Source organism: Macrococcus sp. 19Msa1099 (assembly GCA_019357535.2).
In the GTDB taxonomy this organism is placed as follows: Bacteria; Bacillota; Bacilli; order Staphylococcales; family Staphylococcaceae; genus Macrococcoides; species Macrococcoides psychrotolerans.
In genome coordinates this window covers 866820-885971 of sequence record CP079955.1, presented here as the reverse complement: position 1 = coordinate 885971, position 19152 = coordinate 866820, and the positions used below count along the sequence as shown (strand labels likewise).

Below are 19152 nucleotides of genomic sequence, written 5' to 3'. Positions count from 1 at the left end.
AAAATGAAAGCGCTATTGTAAACCGCAAACGCTTAAAAAAAACAGACAATTACGATAGTTACGTAATTGTCTTTGCGTTTTCTTCTGTTTTTATCATTGATTTAATCGGCTCAAATGATTTGCGATGATGCTCTGTTATCCCATACTGCATCAAACCTTCTAAATGTCTTTTAGTGCCATATCCAGCATTATGATTAAAATCATAGTAAGGAATATCTTTATGAATCTCTTCCATCAGGTGATCGCGATAAACTTTCGCAATAACACTTGCTGCAGCGATAGAAATACTTTTAGCGTCTCCTTTAATGATTGATTCCTCAATTAAACCTGTATTCAGTTTCATCGCATCTATCAGTAGTACGTCAGGCTTTACAGGTAACTTATCTATCGCTCTGTGCATCGCAATTTTCGTTGCTTCGTATATATTGAATTTATCAATTTCCTCCACACTTGCTTCTCCTATCGCATATGCAACCGACTGTGTTAATGCGTCATAAAGCGATGCCCTCTTATGCTTTGATAACTGCTTCGAATCGTTTAGACCAATATAGTGATGGCCATCGTTTAAGATGACAGCACATGCGATAACTGGGCCCGCTAATGGACCACGCCCGACTTCATCAATACCACAAACGACTTTTCCGTTATAGCGACGTTCATATTCGAGCATTTGTTCATATTCATCTATTGCTTGAGTTTCCTGCGCGATTTGTTTTGCTCTCGCCTGCTTTACTTTTAACGCACCACTTCTCGACTCTTCTTCAAAAAAATCAATAAGTTCTGTTTGATTCATCTCTCTTACTTTTTCTTTAAGTAAAGCGATGGTATAGTCATTACTCTTCATCATCAACCTCTGACATTGAAATATGATCGAATGTATATTTTCCTATTTTTTCGTTACGTATATCTCTTATAATTAATTCTACAACCGATTCATAATCTATTTCATTACCCTTTAACTTTAGGCCACGGCTTCTGCCGATCGCATCAAATACTTCAATATACGGCGTATCTGCTGTGACATCAATATTATAGTGCTTGTTAAATGTGTTCAGGTCTCTTTCCTGCAAAAACGAAATCCCATATATAGCGACTTCATCTAAATGAACAATGCTATCTTTAATTGCACCTGTTAAACTTAATTTTTTGCCGACAGTCTGATCCTCAAACTTCGGCCATAAAATCCCGGGTGTATCTAATAGTTCCAATGTCTTTCCAACCTTAATCCACTGCTGTTTCTTTGTAACCCCTGGCATATTCCCCGTCTTTGCGATTGACTTCTTTGCAAGGCGATTAATTAAAGTTGATTTACCCACATTTGGAATGCCGACAATCATTGCACGAATTGCACGTGGACGTAACCCTTTTTGCTTCATGCGGTCAAACTTTTCTTTAGTAACGATTTCTGCCGCTTTCGTTACTTGGGATAGATTTTTACCATTTTTGCTATCAATGAGCACAGGATAAAAGCCCTGTTCCTCAAAATAGGACATCCACTTTTTTGTTTCATTTAAATTTGCCATATCCATCTTGTTTAATAATACGACGCGCGGTTTATCCTTGATTACTTCATCAATCATAGGGTTTCGTGAAGAGTAAGGGATGCGTGCATCAACAAGCTCAAATACTACATCGACGAGCTTAAGCTGCTCTGTAACTTCTCTCCTTGCCTTTGCCATATGTCCTGGGAACCATTGTATTGCCATAATTTCACTTCTTTCCAGTTATTTAATTTAATCATCATACAAAATACGATTTACTTCATTGTATGTTAAAATATCTTTATGATTTATAATTAATATTTTAACACATTACTTAAGGAGTCTTTATGCTAATTTCACTCATCGCACCAATTTATAATGAAGAGAAGAATATTCAGCTACTTACTGAACAGATTGATGCTGTGATGCATAATAACAACTACAACTATGAACTCATACTCGTCAATGATGGAAGTAAAGACCATTCTTTATCAATCATAAAAGAGCAGGCAACCCTTTTTCCACAAATAAGGTACATTTCCTTTTCTCGCAATTTCGGTAAAGAGTCTGCTATGATCGCCGGACTCAATGCAGCTCGTGGAGACTGTGCTGTTATTTTAGATGCTGATTTCCAGCACCCTCCTGAACGCATACCGGAGATGATTCATTATTATGAAGAAGGATATGACCAAGTGGTCATGCGCAGAGACCGTTCAGGAGAGCATGTCATCAGGAAATTCCCAACTCAGTTATTTTACAAGCTTATCAACAATGCAGTTGATATTCAGCTAACAGATGGTGAAGGTGATTTTCGTCTGATCTCAAGACGTGTGATTGATAGCATCCTTTCCTTAAAAGAATATAACCGATTTTCTAAAGGGATATTTGAATGGGTAGGTTTCAGCAAAAAGACATTAAACTTTAAAAATATTGAACGTTTTGAAGGACAGTCTTCATTCTCTCCAAAAAGACTGATTGACTATGCAATTGACGGTATTATTAGCTATAACAATAAACCATTACGTCTTTGTTTCCATTTTGGCGCACTCACTATGACGTTATGCTTACTCTATATATTGATCACTTTCATACAAATTATGCGCCACGGCGTAGAGTCACCTGGATATTTCACAATCATTGCATCGGTATTGTTTCTCGGTTCCGTTCAACTGTTTGGCCTTGGCATTATCGGCGAATATATCGGTCGGATTTATTATGAGACAAAGGGTCGACCCCACTACATTATTAGCGAAACTAATATTAGTAAAAACGAGCTGCAGGAGAACGTGAGAACACGCATATGATAAAACGTTACAGTCGACTGATCAAGTTTATTGTTGTAGGTTTCATTAATACATTCAATTATTACCTTGTCTATTTGCTATTATTAAAGGTTTTACATTTAGGTTATTTAACGAGTCATCTAACGGGATTTCTCGTGTCATTTATTATTTCTTATTTTTTAAACTGTTATTTTGTGTATAAAGTGAAACCCACCTTTAAAAAATTTATTCAATTTCCACTGACGCAGGTTGTGAATATGGGTGTACAGACGCTGCTACTATATATATTCGTGGAATCACTGCATATCGATAAAGTTTATGCCCCTTTCCCTGCACTAGTCTTTACGATACCTATTACTTATTTCGTTACAACTTATATCTTAACAAAGGAGTAAATGATGAAAAACAACAGAAAAATATTTATTCCGGTAATTGCCTTGATGCTTGCTATCTTTGGGCATAGTTATTATATTTACCGTTTTTTGCAGGATGGTACAATTTTTACAGGTCCAAATGATGGATTAGAACAAATGCTGCCAATGCAGCTTTACCTTTATAAGAAATTTATTAATGGTGAGTTCTTCTACAGTATGGATTTCGGTCTTGGTGGCGATTATTTTACGGATTTATCATATTACTATTCAACAAATATTATTTACTTTATAAACATCATATGCGTCTGGTTTCTAGATGTATTTTTCAACTTTAAAACAGACAGTATTTCATTTTGGGCCAAAAACGCTTTTTATGTTTCTATCGTTAAATCTGCTATCGCTATTATTTTCAGTTACTTATACTTTAGAAAGATTCGTTTAGCAGGATCATCAGCAATGCTTGCTGCTTTTTTATTTGTCATGTCCGCTATATATTTCAGATTTACATTGTACTGGTCGTTTTTTAGCGATGTCTTTATTTTTTTACCACTTATGTTGCTTGGAATTGAATATTTCATTCAGAATAAGAAACATTCTATATTTATCATTGCAGCAGCACTTATATTTATTAATAATTTCTATTTCGCATATTATCACCTGCTTGCAGGACTTATCTATTTTATTGCAAGAAATATATTCAGATCAAAATATGATGTTGTGCCTCGTAAAACACAGTGGCCTCATTTTGTTATCATGTCGATCATCGGATTACTGATCAGCAGTGTGTTCTTCTTCTATGGTGTTAAGAGCTTTCTACAAAATGAACGTGCACCATATAAAGCGGGTATTTCTTTATTTGATTCTTTCGATCAAAATGCAAATATCTTCTATGACAATTACTTAGTCATTGTATTATTCTTAGCGGTTCAGGCCATCTTTACTTTTAAATTATATGACAATTATTTTTACAGATTCTTTAGTATCATGTCGATTATCTTTATGTGTTTCAGTCTTACACCCTTTATAGATGCTGTATTCAATGGATTCAGTGCTCCACAAAAACGCTGGCATTATTTAATATCCTTCTTCACAAGTGGTCTGATCGGAATGTATATTATGCACTTTAGAACAATCACGGTTAAACACTATCTCATCTCCGTTATTCCCGGGATATCGATGGTCTTTGCGAGTCATCTTGTGATTCATAAAGCGGTGAGCTGGGTATATATTGTTCCGATCATCATTATCGTCGGACTATTAGTATTAATCGTAAAGGATAAAAAACAGCAGCGTGCGCTCTATATTTCTATGATTATCTTAATTCTTATCTTCAACTGGGACGTCATTCGAGTGCATAATAAACTGGATAATTATAATCCGGGTATCAATGATCGTGCGAAGATGAGCTATATTGTATCAAGTGTTTATGATTCACCTTTGCAACAGCATATTATCGATCAGCTAAAACAAAAGACGAAAGCTGACGAACGTATCGACTGGAGGGTGCTTGAACAAGATAACACACCGATGTATCAAGGGTTTAAAGGTGTAAGTCTGTATTCAAGTATATTCGATGGTGCTTTAGTCGATTTCTATTTTAAAGACATGAAGATTAATCTGAAGGAGGAGTCAGTCAGTCGATACTCCACCTTCCAGTCAAGAAGCAACCTTGAGTCATTGTTCAACGTCAAGTATCTCGTTCGTAAAGCATATCAGACTGACGTACCCGAAAACTTTAAACTCGTTCAGAATGACGGAAAATATAAAGTTTATGAGAACACACAGACCATTCCTTTTGTCAGGATTACAAATAAATTTGTCAATACTAGGGATCTCACTGAAATTATCGACCGAGAACATGCGATGATGGAAGGTATCATTTCAGAAGACGAACCTACAAGCTATCCTTTCAAGAAAAATAAAAATTTAATCGATAAGGTACACATCAATACAAGCGGATCAAATTGGCTTACCCAAAATGAGAAGCTTAAAGTCAATCCTCCAAGTGGTGGATTAATCATCGAAATCCCTCAAAACCTACAACAACAATACAAGGATTTCTATGTCGATATGCACGTTGAAATCATTTCACCTATCACAAATCATCAGATTAATGTGAACAAATATGCCAACAACCGTCTTTTCCAGACAAGTAAGTATCGTACACATTATGATGATTTGCTGTATCGTGTAAAATCACCTGAGAACGGAAAGATTCTAATCGGTCTGACACCTGGTACTTATAAACTGAAAATCAATGGTATTTATGGTGAAGATTATAAACAGTTGAAGAGCATGAAGAAAGAAATTGACTATAATTTCAAAGATGAAGGTAATAAAATGACCATCAACCTAAAATCTTCTAAAGATGGCACGATGGTTGTTCCTATCGTTTATCGTGATGGCATGAAAGCTCACGTGGATGGAAAGAAAGCAGAGGTAAAGCGCGGCAATTATATTATGACTACAATCCCAGTAACCAAAGACACAAAGGAAGTTGTTCTAAATTACACACCTCCATACTTTTATCTCATGATACTATTGTCATTGATGGGTATCATCCTGGCTGTATTCTACATTAAATTTACGAGGTTAACTAAAGATGAGACAAAGATTTAAGCGTTATCCCAATATATCTCTATTGCTTGCTTCAATACTATGTGCATGTATCGCACATAGTGTTGTCCTTTATCGTATGTTTGACCGCGGGACATTGTTCACCGGCAAGGGTGATGGTATTGCACAGATGCTGCCATTTCAGATGTATCTGTATAATAAGTTTTCTCATCTTCATTTCTTCTATGATATGGACTTTGGCATCGGTGGAGACTTTCTTAAAAGTCTTTCTTATTATTATTCTACATCGCCGATAACATATTTAAATTTTATCTGTATCTATATTGGAGATATTTTTTTATCCTATGATGTGACTGACCCAGTATTCTGGGCAAAAAATCAAATCTTCATCTCAATCATCAAACTATCACTTATATTTTTTGTGACTTATAAATTTTTAAGATATATGAATATAAACCGCTATGCCGCATTTACCGGCAGCTTTATTTATGGCTGGTCAACAGTGTACTACTTCTTTACATTTACATGGAGCTTCTTTAGTGATGTAATGTTGTGGCTCCCAATGACAATCTTTGGTCTCGAACGACTGTTCAGAGAAAGAAAGCCGCTTCTTTTTATAATTGCAGTTGCGCTGACACTGCATGCTAACTTTTATTTTAGCTACTATGAATTTATTTTCGTATCTGTATATTTTTTATATAGATCGATTTTTAGTAAAGATGATGATCTACTGAACTTAAAGGAAAAGCTGATTACAGGTAGCATAAGCGGCATCCTTGCACTGATGATCAGCAGTGTCGGATTTTTCACTGGTGCTACAAGCTATTTAATGAATGACAGAACACTACCCCCAATTAAGCTCAATCCTATCATTGATATGGTCGGTTTCTATAATTTATTTTATGATGGCTATTATGTCGTTATTTCAGCAGTGGCTGTTATCGCTTTAGCGACGTTTGTATTGTATAAGCATTATGATTATAGACTTTATGCGATACTTTCTATTATCTTTATGATCGGTTCTTTAAGCCCATATTTTGATAGTTTCTTTAACGGATTCTCAATTGATCAGAGGAGATGGGTCTATCTACTTGTATTTACGACTTCCATTCTAGCTGCGATCTATCTTGATAAATTAAGCGAACTTAAAATGAAGTCATTTCTAATTTCTTTAATACCTGCACTATTCATCTATCCTGTTTCTGTAATTGGTCACGAGAAGTTTCTGATCTGGCTGATTTATATTCCGATAATCTGTGTTCTAATCGGATATTATATCTATAATAAAAAAAGATACCTGTATATACTCATACATGCCGTTATCTTTATCATGACCAATTTCTTTGTATATGAATATATGACCGAACAGATTGATACGTTGCATCCTGAAAAGGAGCGAAATATCGAATATATTACAAGTAAAACTTATCAATCGCCGATTCAAAACAGAATTATCGATGAAATCAAGGCGGTGCTAAAGCCTGGTGACCGTATAGACTGGCAGACATCAATCACACATAATACACCGATGTTACTGCAGTTCAATGGGATAAAATTATATTCAAGTATCTTCAACAAAGATATCTATCAGTTTTATGATAAGGATCTAAATATTACGATGGATACGGATAGTAACTCTATTTACTATCGTCTTGGTGAACGCGCAAACTTAAATAGTTTATTTAATGTCAATCAGATTATCAGAATCAATGAATTGATGACTATCCCCTATGGGTATGAGCGTGGTAACCTCTATGCTGAGAATGACTTGTCGCAAAAGTACTATGTCTATAATAATACTCATAGACTTCCATTCGTTCGTGTGACCGATAAAGTATATAATGCAAACGAACTGAAACAGCCTATAGATAGAGAACACGCGATGCTAAATGGTGTTGTACTTGAAGGCAAGGGCGACAGCAAGATTAAACCACAGAAGAACTTAATGCAAGATGCCGAGCCGCAATTGCGTAATGCGACACTTCAGGGCAATAAACTTATTGTGAATCAGGAAAACGGCGGCATCACTTATAAACTCGGTAGCAAGAAAATCAATAAGTATAAGGATCTTTATGTAACTTTGAGCATTGAATCAAAGACAGCTACAGATTATCATTATGTCTGGATCAACGAAATTTATCAGTCAAGAAAACCTTTGAATGATGATTATCGCCGATTTAATCCTGTAATCACGTTAAAAGTCAAAGCAACAGATGTTATCGATCTAAAATTAAAGACAGGTACTTATCACTATAAACTTCTTGGAATATATGGTGAGGATTACCAACAACTAAAAGAAGCATCAAAGAATACAAATACACATTTGTTTAAGAAGAATAAAGACAAGATGGAAATTACACTTGCAAAGCATAAAGCAGGCTATGTGGTTATACCCGTTCCATTTTTAGAAGGTATGAGTGCTAAAGTTGATGGTAAAAAAGCTCAGATTTCTGAAGGGAACTACTTGATGACAGCCGTTAAGGTTGATGCTGACGCAAAACATATAACGATTAAATATACACCACCATATTTCCATTTAATGCAGGTAATTTCTGTTATAGGCATGCTTCTTACCTTCTTATATATTCGTTATTTAAAAAACAGAGCTAGAGACATAAGTCTCTAGCTCTGTTTGTCTAATATTAGCGAATTTCTTTAATACGTGCAGCTTTACCACGTAAGCTACGTAAGTAGTACAATTTAGCACGACGTACTTTACCACGACGTAATACTTCAATTTTCTCGATTTTAGGTGTATGTACAGGGAATGTACGCTCAACACCAACACCGTATGAAATTTTACGAACTGTGAAAGTTTCAGAAATTCCACCACCACGACGTTTGATTACTACACCTTCGAATACCTGGATACGTTCGCGAGTTCCCTCAACGATACGTACGTGAACTTTTAAAGTGTCACCAGGACGGAATGCAGGAATGTCTGTACGTAATTGTTCTTTTGTTACTGCTTCGATTAATTTGTTATTCATTTTACCTTCTCCTTCTGCCTATGTTCTTAAGTCTTCGCTCAGCGGATCATAGTGATTTATGTGTGATTCACACTTTTAAAATAATATCATACTTCACTGTGTAAAGCAATATATATTGACACCTAATTATCATGTTTAAGGTGTTCTAAATATTCTTTATCTGACTGAGTCAGTGGGTAGTGTTCTAATAAATCTGGTCGGCGTTCAAAAGTACGCTTCAAGCGCATTTCATGGCGCCATGAGTCGATATGCTTATGGTTACCACTAAGCAGTACATCCGGTACTTTCATTCCATTATAGTCAGCTGGTCTCGTATATTGTGGATGTTCAAGTAATCCTGTTGAGAATGAATCATCCCTATGACTCTCTTCTTTTATTGATTCAGGAATCAGTCTCACGATTGCATCTGTCATTGTAATTGCTGCAAGTTCTCCGCCGGTTAATACATAATCACCGATAGAGAGTTCATCAGTTACAAGATGCTCGCGTATACGTTCATCATATCCTTCATAATGACCACAAATAAATACAAGATGTTCTTCTTGTGCTAACGATTCAGCCACTTGCTGCGTGAAAGGTTTTCCTTGCGGACACATAAGGATAACACGTGTCTTGCTCGTTTTATCAATGGCATTCATTGCATTGAATATCGGTTCTGGCTTTAGAACCATGCCTTGCCCCCCACCATATGGATAATCATCCACTTGGTTATGTTTATTACCTGAATAATCTCTGAAATTAACCGTGTTCAGCTCCACAATTCCTTTTTCCTGAGCACGTTTCATAATAGAGTGATTCAGCACGTCAAACATTTCAGGAAATAATGTTAAATAATCAATCTTCATTATAATAACCCTTCAATCGCTTCAATGATGATTGTTTTATTATCAATATCGATTGACTTAACAACATCTTCAATGTATGGAATTAAATATTCTTTATCGCCTTGAACAACCCATACGTCGTTTGCTCCTGTTTCAAAGATATCATTCACAATACCGATTTCGCGTTCGCCATCAAACACAGTGCACCCAATAATATCTGAATAGAAGTATTCATTTTCGTCCAATATAATATCTTCATTCTCAATATCCTGATAGACATCCAGACCCTTATACTTCTCTACATCATTTATATTGTTTAAACCTTCAAATGCTACCATATGGAAGTTTTTATGGGTGCGATACGATTTGATTGTGAGCGTAACTCGCTCATCTTTAAATGGAATCATTAGCACTTTACCCGGCTTAAAACGTTCTGATGCAAAATCAGATGCCGTTAAAATCTTTACTTCGCCTTTCACACCGTGTGTATTGACGATTTTCCCTACATTCATTTCCATTTCACAAAACCTCCATCTCATAAAAAAAGAGTACCAAAAAAGGTACCCTTAATCAATCTCTACAAACACTTTCTTAACAGACGCAAGCGCTGCACCACTCGTAACTGTTCGCATTGCTTTAGCAATACGACCTTGTTTACCGATTACTTTACCTTTATCGTCCTGATTGACTGATAGATGATACGTAATGCTGGATGCATGTTCTTCCTTCGTGATCTTAATATCTTCAGGATGACTCACAAGCGGTGTAACAATGGTTTGTATTAATTTTTCCATAGCGATTACTTCGCGATTTTTTGGTTATGGAATTTCTCCATAATACCTTGCGTTGATAAGATATTACGAACTGTATCAGTTGGTTTTGCGCCATCAGCTAACCATTTTAAAGCTAAAGCTTCATCAACTTTGATTTCTGCTTCAGGTTTAGCAACTGGATTATAAGTTCCAATTGCTTCGATGATACGACCATCACGTGGTGCGCGTGCATCTGCTACTACAATACGGTAGAATGGGTTTCTTTTAGAACCCATACGAGTTAAACGAATTTTTACTGCCATTATAAATCTCTCCATTTCTAATCTTTTCTCAAGTACTAATATTAACAGGAAACTTACTTCCTGTAAAGTGTTTTTTCTTTACAAAAATAAATTTAATATAAAAGACAGAAAAAATCAAGTTTTTTCTGTCTTTTAGTAAATATTAAAACGGTAAATTCATGCCCTGGAATGGATTACGCCCTTTTTTACCTTTTTTCATTCCTGTAAACTGCTTCATCATCTTCTTCATCTCGTCAAACTGCTTAATCAGTTTATTCACTTCAGATAAACTTCTGCCTGACCCTTTTGCGATTCTCTTCTTACGTGATACATTGATAATCGCCGGATTGTTACGTTCTTCTTTCGTCATTGAACGTATAATTGCCTGCACATGATCGATTTGCTTAGCGTTCATATTAACATTATTCAGACCTTTCATCTTGTTCGCACCAGGAATCATCTTAAGCAGTTCATCAAGAGGCCCTAGAGCTTTAACCTGTTCGAGCTGCTCCAGAAAATCATCAAAAGTGAATGATGAGGTCTTCATCTTCTGTTCAAGTTCTTTCGCTTTAGATTCATCTACTTGAGACTGTGCTTTTTCGATTAAACTTAACACATCACCCATACCTAGAATACGAGATGCCATGCGTTCTGGATGAAAAGGTTCTAGTCCATCAAGTTTCTCACTCATACCGACAAACTTAATTGGTTTTTGTGTGACACTTCGAATCGAGAGCGCTGCCCCACCACGAGTATCTCCATCAAGTTTCGTTAAAGTAACACCCGTAACATCCAGCTGATTATCGAAACTCTCAGCGACATTCACTGCATCTTGACCTGTCATAGAATCTACGACAAGCATAATTTCGTCAGGTTGACTGATTTCTTTAACTTCAACAAGCTCATTCATCAATGCTTCATCAATATGCAGGCGTCCTGCTGTATCGATAATCACAAAGTCCAGATGTTCTTCTTTTGCGTGTTGCAGTGCACGTTCTGTAATTTCTTTAGGTGATACTTGATCCCCTAAAGTAAATACCGGTACATCAATCTGCTTCCCTACTGTTTGTAGCTGCTGTATTGCAGCTGGTCTATAGATATCACATGCGACAAGCAGTGGTTTCTTGTTATATTTCTTGCGCATTAAAAGTGCAAGCTTACCTGCAGTCGTCGTTTTACCTGCCCCTTGTAAACCTACCATCATCACAACAGTCGGTGGTTTCTTGCTCATATTAATCTGAGTATTCTCAGAACCCATTAAAGTCGTTAGTTCTTCCTGTACAATTTTAATAATCTGCTGTCCAGGCGTTAATGACTGCATCACTTCTGAACCAATCGCACGATCGGATACTGTCTTAACAAATTCTTTTACCACTTTAAAGTTAACATCGGCTTCAAGTAATGCTAAGCGTACTTCGCGCATCATCACTTTTATATCCGCTTCTGTAACTTTACCCTTACCTTTAATCTTCTGCATTGTAGCCTGGAGTCGATCTGATAATCCTTCAAAAGCCATACAATGACCCCCTATTCTATTCTTTGTAATTGTTCTATATATGCTTCTAACTGCTGATTACGTTGTGCATTATTCTGTAATTTAGTTAATTGAAGCATCTCTTCGTATATAGCCTGACGCTGTTCAAATTTATGATATAGACCAAGCTTACTTTCATATTCTTCTAATAAATCACCAGTCCGTCTAATATTATCATAAACTGCTTGTCTTGATACATCAAACGTTTCAGCAATCTCAGACAGTGATTCATCATCCATATAATACTTTTCGAGATAGTTTCTCTGTTTATCTGTTAATAATGACTGATAAAAGTCAAACAGATAGTTCATGCGCATCGTCTTTAGCAGATCATTCATCGTCTGAATTATCCTTCATTACTTCTGCCGCCTTATTCTCTTCTTCAGTAGAAGCTTCAATCATATCAGCAAATAATCCGTATACATAACTTTCTGCATCGAACGGCTGTAAGTCATCTAGCTTTTCACCGAGTCCGACAAATTTAACAGGGATGTGCAGTTCGTTTCGAATTGCAAGTACGATACCACCTTTTGCGGTACCATCTAGCTTCGTCAGAACAATTCCCGATACATCTGTCACTTCTTTAAATGCTTTTGCCTGTACGAGCGCATTTTGTCCTGTTGTCGCATCCAATGCAAGCAGCACTTCATGCGGAGCACCTGGTACAGCACGAGATAATACTTTTTTAACTTTCTCTAATTCTGTCATTAAATTTGCTTTATTTTGAAGACGCCCTGCTGTGTCACAGATTAAAATATCCGCGCCACGATTTTTCGCAGCCCCGATTGCATCGTACATAACAGCTGCAGGGTCTGAGCCCTCACTTTGCTTAATTACTTCAACACCGACACGGTCACCCCATACTTGAAGCTGTTCTATGGCGCCAGCACGGAAGGTATCTCCTGCAGCAAGCATCACTTTTTTTCCTTGTCCTTTGTAGCGATGCGCAAGTTTACCTATTGTCGTTGTTTTTCCGACGCCGTTAACACCAACCATAAGTATTACAGTCAGTCCATCTTCCTGGATGTTCATTTCCTGTAGTTTATCGTCTTCTTGTTCATAGATCTCTACAATCTTCTCTACGATAACTTCTCTTAAGTCAGCGGTCTCTGTAATATTGCGGCGTTTCGCCTCCATACGAAGAGATTCCACTAAATCCATGACCGTATTAAATCCAACATCTGCCTGTATCAGCATTTCTTCTAAAGCTTCGAAGAAATCTTCATCAACAGTACGGTACATCGCAAGTAAATCGTTAAGTTTATTCTGGAAGTTTTCACGAGATTTCTCTAGACCTTCACGGAATTTCGCACCAATCTGCTGTGCTTCAAGCTCCTCAAACTCTTCGATGGAAATTAAATCATCATCATCAAAGTCGAAGTCCCAGTCAGATTTCTTTTCCGTTTTCTTCGGCTGTTCAATAACTTCAGCGCGACTTACACTTTCGCTTGTCTGCACATCATGAGTTGGATCCTCCTGCTGCGGATCTAGTGTATCGTCTGGTGCTAATGTTTTCAATGGATCCGTTGTTTCTTCGTTATTTCCGACAAATTTATTTTTTAATTTTTTAAAGAAACTCATTTCGTCAACTCCTTAAATTTTTTATCGTCAATTTCTTTAAGATTAACACTTACTAGTTTGGATATCCCTGAGTTCTGCATCGTAACACCATAAAGTCTATCACTTTCTTCCATCGTCCCTTTACGATGAGTAATCACAATAAACTGGGTATCTTCCTTTAAAGTTGTTAAATAGTGCGCAAATCGACTGACATTTGCTTCATCAAGCGCTGCTTCCACTTCATCCAGGATCACAAATGGTGCTTTCTTTCTATTTAAAATTGCAAAGAGCAGAACTATCGCAGTCATCGCACGTTCACCGCCCGATAACAATGACAAGTGCTGTCTTTTCTTTCCTGGTGGCTGAACATAGATATCTATTCCGCTTGTTAAATAATCTTCTTCAGTCAGAATCAATCGTCCTTCTCCACCACCGAACAATTGTTTGAAGATGTGCTCAAAAGCATTTGATATCACTTCAAATGTAGTCTTAAAGCGCTCAGCAACTGTATGATCCATATCTCTTATGATCATTTCTAGATTATCTTTGGCTTCAAGTAGATCTGCTTCTTGTGATATTAAGAATTCATAACGCTCACTCACTGCTGCATATTGTTCAATCGCATTCATATTCACAGGTCCTAGTTCATCGACGGCAATCTTTGTCAGTTTGACACGACTTCTTAGTTCGTTTAACTGCTTTGCATCATCGACCGTCAAGCGATGTTCAAATATATAGTCCTCTGCAGCCTCATAGGTCATTTCATAAGTAAAGTTTAGATGTTCGAGATAGTTTTCAAGCTTTACATCTAATCTCGAATGCTGTACTTTGAGTTCACCGATGCCATTTTCAATGCCACTTATTTGACGCACAAGTTCTTTGTTCTGCATTTCAAGTTCGGCTTCTTGTTCGATATATTCACCGAGAGTCTGCTGTATATTTTCAATTTGTCGATGCAGGAAACTTTTCTTTTCTTTGTCTTCACCAATATATTTTTCAAGTTGAATGATTTCTTTTTGAAGCTTTTCTCGGTCAATCGCATGCTCAAGTTGACTTAAATGTTTAAGTTCGCCTTCTGTTGTCTCTATTTTGTCTAACAGATCTCTTTTTACCTTTTGATGATAATGAATATCTGCTTCTAGCTTATTTATCGATTTATTAATACTGTGCATTTCATGCTGCATATTTTCAAGTAAAGATTTTTTATTCTGTGCATTATTCTGATATAACTTTATTTTGTCTGTTAGTTCCGATAGTCGTGATTCGATTGTCTGAATGTTGTCATAGATAAGCGCTTTATCTTTCTCCAGCTGATTGATTTCTTGTCGCTCTTTATCATATTGTGTTCTAGTCTCAAGCTTTGACTGCAGACGCTCTAGCTTTATATGAATTTCTTCACGCGTTAACTTTAGCTGATGTAATTCATCACGCAGCTGAATTCCACTCTGTTTATCCTGTTCAAGCTGGAATTCAGCCTCTGAAATTGATTCATTCAACTGACTTACCTTTTCTCTTAGCTGTAAAGTTTGTGATTCATAGTCGTTTAATTGCTGAGACAATTGCTGTAATTCATTTCGAGATGACAAGGCTTGCGTCGGTTTTTGTTTACTTCCACCTGTCATTGAACCTCCTGGATTAACGACTTGTCCATCCAGTGTTACAACTTTATGTCTGTATGATACAAACTTTGCAATCTTGTTGGCTTCAGCAAGTGTCGTTGCGATGATAATATGTCCTGCAATATTATCTATAATATTTTTGTATTTATGATCTGCTGTAATAAGCGTATTTAAAGTGCCGATATACCCTTCGAATTGGGTCAATCCAGTTAAGATATCACTCGTGATGTTTCTAGGTTTGATGACATTTAACGGTAGAAATGTAGCACGTCCTGCTTGCTTTGACTTCAAGAATTCTATCGCTTTACGTGCAACTTGTGCATCTTCTACGATAATATGCTGTAAGACCCCACCTAAAGCACTATCCAGCGCATCATTATAGCGAGGTTCTACTGCTATGGTATCAAGTACCGTATGATGAATACCATGGAGCTTCTCTTTATTTTTTAGCAGTAACCTGACACCTTGATAATACCCTTGATATTCTTCCTGCATTATTTTTAATCGGTTCACTTTAGATTCTAGTGTGGAGATAAAACGGTCAGCTTGTTTTAAGTTTTCACTTTCCCTAAAGTAAAGCTGTTTTTGCTTAGTGATATGTTGCTGACGCTCTGTATAGGATAGTCGTTTGTTATCAACCATCTGTTCCATACTATTAATCTGTTCGTTCAACGACTGCTGCTCTGAGAGCAAATCTTCATACTGTGTCATTGTCGATTCATCAACTTGCGCTTCTTCCTTACGATTAAACTGTTCGATCCTTGAATTCATATGCTGTATATCATTTTCAAGTTTCGTCTTCATCGTAAACTGTTCATAGTATTCACTTCTTGTCTCTTCAATCAACGCTTCGATATCATCGACTAATGCAGATTGGTCGTGCTCTGTCTGGGATAGTTTTTGTTTTTTTGATAATTTTTCCTGTTTTAAAGTTTGTATTTTCGCTTCTGTTGCTGATAACTCTTTTTTTGTATGTTCCAGCGTCTGGGCAAATGTTTTTTGCAGCTGATGTTTCTCCTCAAAGTTCGCATCCTGGTGAATGAGACGCTCTTTATTCACATTCAGCAGACCGATATTACGTTCAATACGCTCAGTAATGTGTAACAAATCAGACTTATACGTTTCAAGAAGCTTCTGCTGTTCATTTCTTTCCGATTTATGTGCATCCAGCTTATTAGAAATACGTGCACTCTTATCCTTCCTATATTTAAGCTGTTCGTCAAAACTTTGAATCTCCTGCTGCAGACGTTCATATTCTGCACTACTCTCCTTGATATCATGTACCGTCACTTGAATATCTGCATCCTTCATTTCTTCAGATAATGCGATATATTCTTCAGCAATACTCGCTTCAATTTTAAGGGGCTCTACGCGATCCTTTAGATCAAAAATAATATCATGCACACGACTGAGGTTATTCATCGTGTCTTCAAGCTTCTGTTCAGTTTCCACTTTACGTTTCTTATACTTCAATACACCGGCCGCTTCTTCAATCAATTGTCGACGTTCGCTCGGCTTAGCATTCAGTACCTGATCGACCTTTCCCTGAGAAATAATACTGAAAGCATCACGACCAAGACCACTATCTAGAAATAACTCCGTGATATCTTTAAGTCTTACTTTCTGATGATTCAAGAAATATTCACTTTCACCAGAGCGAAAGAGTTTACGAGTAATCAGTACTTTATCAGAATCAACAGCAAGGCTGCGCTCAATATTATTGATCGTAAGTGTTACTTGTGCAAAGTTAGTTGCATTCCTATCCTGTGCACCTGAGAAGATGATATCTTCCATCTTTGCACCGCGAAGGGATTTTGCTGATTGTTCGCCAAGCACCCACTTGATAGCATCTGTAATATTACTTTTCCCCGAACCGTTTGGTCCAACAATCGCTGTAACACCTTCATCAAACAGCACGGTTGTCTTATCTGCAAACGACTTGAAACCAGTTGCTTCTACCGACTGTAAATAAATCATTATGACTCTCCTGCTGTCAGAAGCAATAGAGCAGTTTGGGCTGCCTGTTGCTCTGATTCTTTCTTCGTTCTTCCTGTGCCTGTACCAATCACTTTATCTTCAACATAAACTTCAGACGTAAACGCTTTGAAATGTGCCGGTCCTTCCTCTTTAACGAGGCGATAGGTAACTTGTAAGTTTTTAGTTTTATGAATATATTCCTGTAAATAAGTCTTATAGTCAATAAGGCCATGCAGCAGATCTTCAGTTATAGCAGGAAAAATATAGCTGTTAAAGAATCTTTTTGTTACATCATGTCCTTGGTCAAGATATAACGCCCCGACGAAGGCCTCAAATACATCTGCAATTAAAGAAGGACGTGTTCTGCCACCTGTCTTTTCCTCGCCTTTGCCCAGCAAAATCAACTGATCAAACTTCAACATCTTCGCAAATGTCACAAGTGAAGGTTCACATACAATTGCAGCGCGCAACTTTGTCAGCCTACCTTCTGGCAGATCACTATGCTGCTGGTATAAATATTGTGAAACCATCAATTCTAACACCGCATCTCCTAGAAATTCCAGGCGTTCATTGTCCTTATTTTTATCAAGCTTGAAATCATTAATGAAACTCGAGTGTGAGAATGCCTGTACATACAGTTCAACATCATTTGGTATAATATCCAGGTGTGTGAGCACCTTGTTTAACTTTACTTTAAATTTATCGATTATTAGCTGTCTTTTATTCATTTCGTCCTCCTTATCTATGTTTTTATTTTACGTTATATACGCTGTAAAAAAAAGTGATTGCTTAATAAACTTTAAAATAATCATCATTAATAACTTAAATCCGAACACAGCTGCAAATGGTGTGTTCGGATTATGTATTTATAGCCTTATATTATTTTTCTAATGATTCGATATATTTCACTGCATCACCAACCGTGTTGATTTTTTCAGCATCTTCATCAGGAATCTCAGTTCCAAACTGATCTTCTAATTCCATAACTAATTCAGCGATATCTAAAGAATCGGCACCTAAATCGTCTTTGAATGAAGCTTCTGCAGTTACTTTATCTGCATCTACACCAAGACGATCTACGATAATATCTTTTACTTTGTCGAAGTTTTCCATAATTTCACCTCCTTAAAATAATTATAGTGATTACTGCATATACATACCACCGTTAACATGAAATGTCTGTCCTGTAATATACTGTGCTTTATCACTCGCCAGAAATGCTACCATATACGCAACATCTTCAGGTCGGCCCATCTCACCTAACGGTATCTGACTTTTCATCGTTTGAACAAGCGTCTCATCCAGCACGTCGGTCATATCACTTTCAATAAATCCAGGGGCTACTGCGTTAACACGGATACCACGGCTGGCAAATTCTCGAGCAAAGGTTTTCGTCATTCCTTCAACACCTGCTTTAGCTGCAACATAATTGACTTGTCCTGCATTTCCGATACTTGCAACGATACTGCTGACATTGATGACAGTTCCTGCACGTTGGCGTAGTAATTGTCTTGAGGCAGCCTGGATGACATTGAATACGCCCGTTAAATTCGTATCGATGACATCTGCAAATTCTTCTCTCTTCATACGCATCGCTAAATTATCTCTAGTGATCCCTGCATTGTTGACGATACAATCTAACGATCCAAAAGTAGCAACGGACTGATCTATCATCGATTTAACTTCTTCATGATTACTGACATCTGCTTTAATCGCAACAGCTTTCTGACCTTTATCAATAATTGCTTGTACAACCTGCTTTGCTTTTTGTTCATTTCCTGAATAATTGACGATAATATTAAATCCTTCGTCTGCCAGAGCTAAAGCAATACTTCTGCCGATACCTCTGGAACTTCCCGTAACTAAAGCCGCTTTCATA

18 protein-coding genes are annotated in these 19152 nt (G+C 36.9%); 4 read left to right on the top strand and 14 right to left on the bottom strand.

Features of this window, described 5'->3' with window-relative positions; translation table 11 throughout:
- Positions 1-58 precede the first annotated feature (58 nt).
- Together KYI10_04515 and ylqF are read right to left on the bottom strand one after the other, a co-directional pair.
- Positions 59-847 carry a ribonuclease HII gene (locus KYI10_04515; protein QYA33703.2) on the bottom strand — a complete coding sequence of 263 codons (789 nt, stop codon included), beginning with the start codon at positions 845-847 and terminating at the stop codon, positions 59-61.
- A complete protein-coding gene (gene ylqF / locus KYI10_04510; protein QYA33702.1) occupies positions 834-1706 on the bottom strand; it encodes a ribosome biogenesis GTPase YlqF in 873 nt (290 codons plus the stop codon). Before ylqF ends, KYI10_04515 begins: the two co-directional genes overlap by 14 nt.
- Before the next feature lie 122 nt (positions 1707-1828).
- On the opposite strand from ylqF, the gene KYI10_04505 reads away from it, so the two are divergent.
- From KYI10_04505 to KYI10_04490, 4 genes are read left to right on the top strand one after another with little or no spacing between them, the layout of a single operon-like run.
- Positions 1829-2785 (top strand): glycosyltransferase family 2 protein, encoded by a 957-nt coding sequence (locus KYI10_04505; protein QYA33701.1) that lies wholly within the window; start codon positions 1829-1831, stop codon positions 2783-2785.
- Complete coding sequence (locus KYI10_04500; GenBank protein QYA33700.1) at positions 2782-3159, top strand: GtrA family protein; 378 nt, start codon at positions 2782-2784, stop codon at positions 3157-3159. Before KYI10_04505 ends, KYI10_04500 begins: the two co-directional genes overlap by 4 nt.
- A gap of 3 nt (positions 3160-3162) precedes the next feature.
- The gene (locus KYI10_04495) at positions 3163-5757 is read left to right on the top strand and encodes a YfhO family protein (GenBank protein QYA33699.2); all 2595 of its coding nucleotides are present in this window, start codon (positions 3163-3165) and stop codon (positions 5755-5757) included.
- A complete protein-coding gene (locus tag KYI10_04490) occupies positions 5741-8341 on the top strand; it encodes a YfhO family protein (protein QYA33698.1) in 2601 nt (866 codons plus the stop codon). The genes KYI10_04495 and KYI10_04490 overlap by 17 nt, the downstream gene beginning before the upstream one ends.
- Before the next feature lie 16 nt (positions 8342-8357).
- Here the strand turns inward: KYI10_04490 and rplS are convergent, their stop codons facing one another.
- The 12 genes from rplS to fabG all read right to left on the bottom strand — a co-directional run bounded on the left by rplS (position 8358) and on the right by fabG (position 19151).
- Entirely contained in the window at positions 8358-8705 is a 348-nt protein-coding gene (rplS, locus tag KYI10_04485) for a 50S ribosomal protein L19 (GenBank protein QYA33697.1), read from the bottom strand.
- Between the two features lie 122 nt (positions 8706-8827).
- Positions 8828-9550, bottom strand: a complete 723-nt coding sequence (gene trmD, locus KYI10_04480) for a tRNA (guanosine(37)-N1)-methyltransferase TrmD (GenBank protein ID QYA33696.1) — start codon at positions 9548-9550, stop codon at positions 8828-8830.
- Entirely contained in the window at positions 9550-10047 is a 498-nt protein-coding gene (gene rimM, locus KYI10_04475) for a ribosome maturation factor RimM (GenBank protein QYA33695.1), read from the bottom strand. Before rimM ends, trmD begins: the two co-directional genes overlap by 1 nt.
- Before the next feature lie 48 nt (positions 10048-10095).
- Positions 10096-10323 (bottom strand): KH domain-containing protein, encoded by a 228-nt coding sequence (locus KYI10_04470; protein QYA33694.1) that lies wholly within the window; start codon positions 10321-10323, stop codon positions 10096-10098.
- A gap of 5 nt (positions 10324-10328) precedes the next feature.
- Positions 10329-10604 carry a 30S ribosomal protein S16 gene (gene rpsP, locus KYI10_04465; protein ID QYA33693.1) on the bottom strand — a complete coding sequence of 92 codons (276 nt, stop codon included), beginning with the start codon at positions 10602-10604 and terminating at the stop codon, positions 10329-10331.
- A 142-nt stretch (positions 10605-10746) separates the two neighbouring features.
- On the bottom strand, positions 10747-12099 hold the full coding sequence (gene ffh, locus KYI10_04460; protein QYA33692.1) for a signal recognition particle protein: 1353 nt from the start codon (positions 12097-12099) through the stop codon (positions 10747-10749).
- Between the two features lie 11 nt (positions 12100-12110).
- Complete coding sequence (locus KYI10_04455) at positions 12111-12455, bottom strand: putative DNA-binding protein (GenBank protein QYA33691.1); 345 nt, start codon at positions 12453-12455, stop codon at positions 12111-12113.
- A complete protein-coding gene (gene ftsY, locus KYI10_04450) occupies positions 12448-13698 on the bottom strand; it encodes a signal recognition particle-docking protein FtsY (protein QYA33690.1) in 1251 nt (416 codons plus the stop codon). The genes KYI10_04455 and ftsY overlap by 8 nt, the downstream gene beginning before the upstream one ends.
- A complete protein-coding gene (smc, locus tag KYI10_04445) occupies positions 13695-17273 on the bottom strand; it encodes a chromosome segregation protein SMC (GenBank protein ID QYA33689.1) in 3579 nt (1192 codons plus the stop codon). Before smc ends, ftsY begins: the two co-directional genes overlap by 4 nt.
- Positions 17273-18001: a ribonuclease III gene (rnc, locus tag KYI10_04440; GenBank protein QYA33688.1), complete on the bottom strand. Its 729-nt coding sequence runs from the start codon at positions 17999-18001 to the stop codon at positions 17273-17275. Before rnc ends, smc begins: the two co-directional genes overlap by 1 nt.
- A gap of 151 nt (positions 18002-18152) precedes the next feature.
- The gene (locus KYI10_04435; protein ID QYA33687.1) at positions 18153-18386 is read right to left on the bottom strand and encodes an acyl carrier protein; all 234 of its coding nucleotides are present in this window, start codon (positions 18384-18386) and stop codon (positions 18153-18155) included.
- A 30-nt stretch (positions 18387-18416) separates the two neighbouring features.
- Complete coding sequence (gene fabG / locus KYI10_04430; protein ID QYA33686.1) at positions 18417-19151, bottom strand: 3-oxoacyl-[acyl-carrier-protein] reductase; 735 nt, start codon at positions 19149-19151, stop codon at positions 18417-18419.
- Position 19152: the final 1 nt, after the last annotated feature.

Coding starts and splice junctions, on each gene's coding strand:
- ftsY (QYA33690.1), bottom strand. CDS start 13,698: ATGAGTTTCTTTAAAAAATTAAAAAATAAATTTGTCGGAAATAACGAA.
- trmD (QYA33696.1), bottom strand. CDS start 9,550: ATGAAGATTGATTATTTAACATTATTTCCTGAAATGTTTGACGTGCTG.
- KYI10_04455 (QYA33691.1), bottom strand. CDS start 12,455: ATGAATGATCTGCTAAAGACGATGCGCATGAACTATCTGTTTGACTTT.
- rimM (QYA33695.1), bottom strand. CDS start 10,047: ATGGAAATGAATGTAGGGAAAATCGTCAATACACACGGTGTGAAAGGC.
- ffh (QYA33692.1), bottom strand. CDS start 12,099: ATGGCTTTTGAAGGATTATCAGATCGACTCCAGGCTACAATGCAGAAG.
- KYI10_04505 (QYA33701.1), top strand. CDS start 1,829: ATGCTAATTTCACTCATCGCACCAATTTATAATGAAGAGAAGAATATT.
- KYI10_04470 (QYA33694.1), bottom strand. CDS start 10,323: ATGGAAAAATTAATACAAACCATTGTTACACCGCTTGTGAGTCATCCT.
- smc (QYA33689.1), bottom strand. CDS start 17,273: ATGATTTATTTACAGTCGGTAGAAGCAACTGGTTTCAAGTCGTTTGCA.
- fabG (QYA33686.1), bottom strand. CDS start 19,151: ATGAAAGCGGCTTTAGTTACGGGAAGTTCCAGAGGTATCGGCAGAAGT.
- rnc (QYA33688.1), bottom strand. CDS start 18,001: ATGAATAAAAGACAGCTAATAATCGATAAATTTAAAGTAAAGTTAAAC.
- rplS (QYA33697.1), bottom strand. CDS start 8,705: ATGAATAACAAATTAATCGAAGCAGTAACAAAAGAACAATTACGTACA.
- KYI10_04435 (QYA33687.1), bottom strand. CDS start 18,386: ATGGAAAACTTCGACAAAGTAAAAGATATTATCGTAGATCGTCTTGGT.
- KYI10_04500 (QYA33700.1), top strand. CDS start 2,782: ATGATAAAACGTTACAGTCGACTGATCAAGTTTATTGTTGTAGGTTTC.
- rpsP (QYA33693.1), bottom strand. CDS start 10,604: ATGGCAGTAAAAATTCGTTTAACTCGTATGGGTTCTAAAAGAAACCCA.
- KYI10_04515 (QYA33703.2), bottom strand. CDS start 847: ATGATGAAGAGTAATGACTATACCATCGCTTTACTTAAAGAAAAAGTA.
- KYI10_04495 (QYA33699.2), top strand. CDS start 3,163: ATGAAAAACAACAGAAAAATATTTATTCCGGTAATTGCCTTGATGCTT.
- ylqF (QYA33702.1), bottom strand. CDS start 1,706: ATGGCAATACAATGGTTCCCAGGACATATGGCAAAGGCAAGGAGAGAA.
- KYI10_04490 (QYA33698.1), top strand. CDS start 5,741: ATGAGACAAAGATTTAAGCGTTATCCCAATATATCTCTATTGCTTGCT.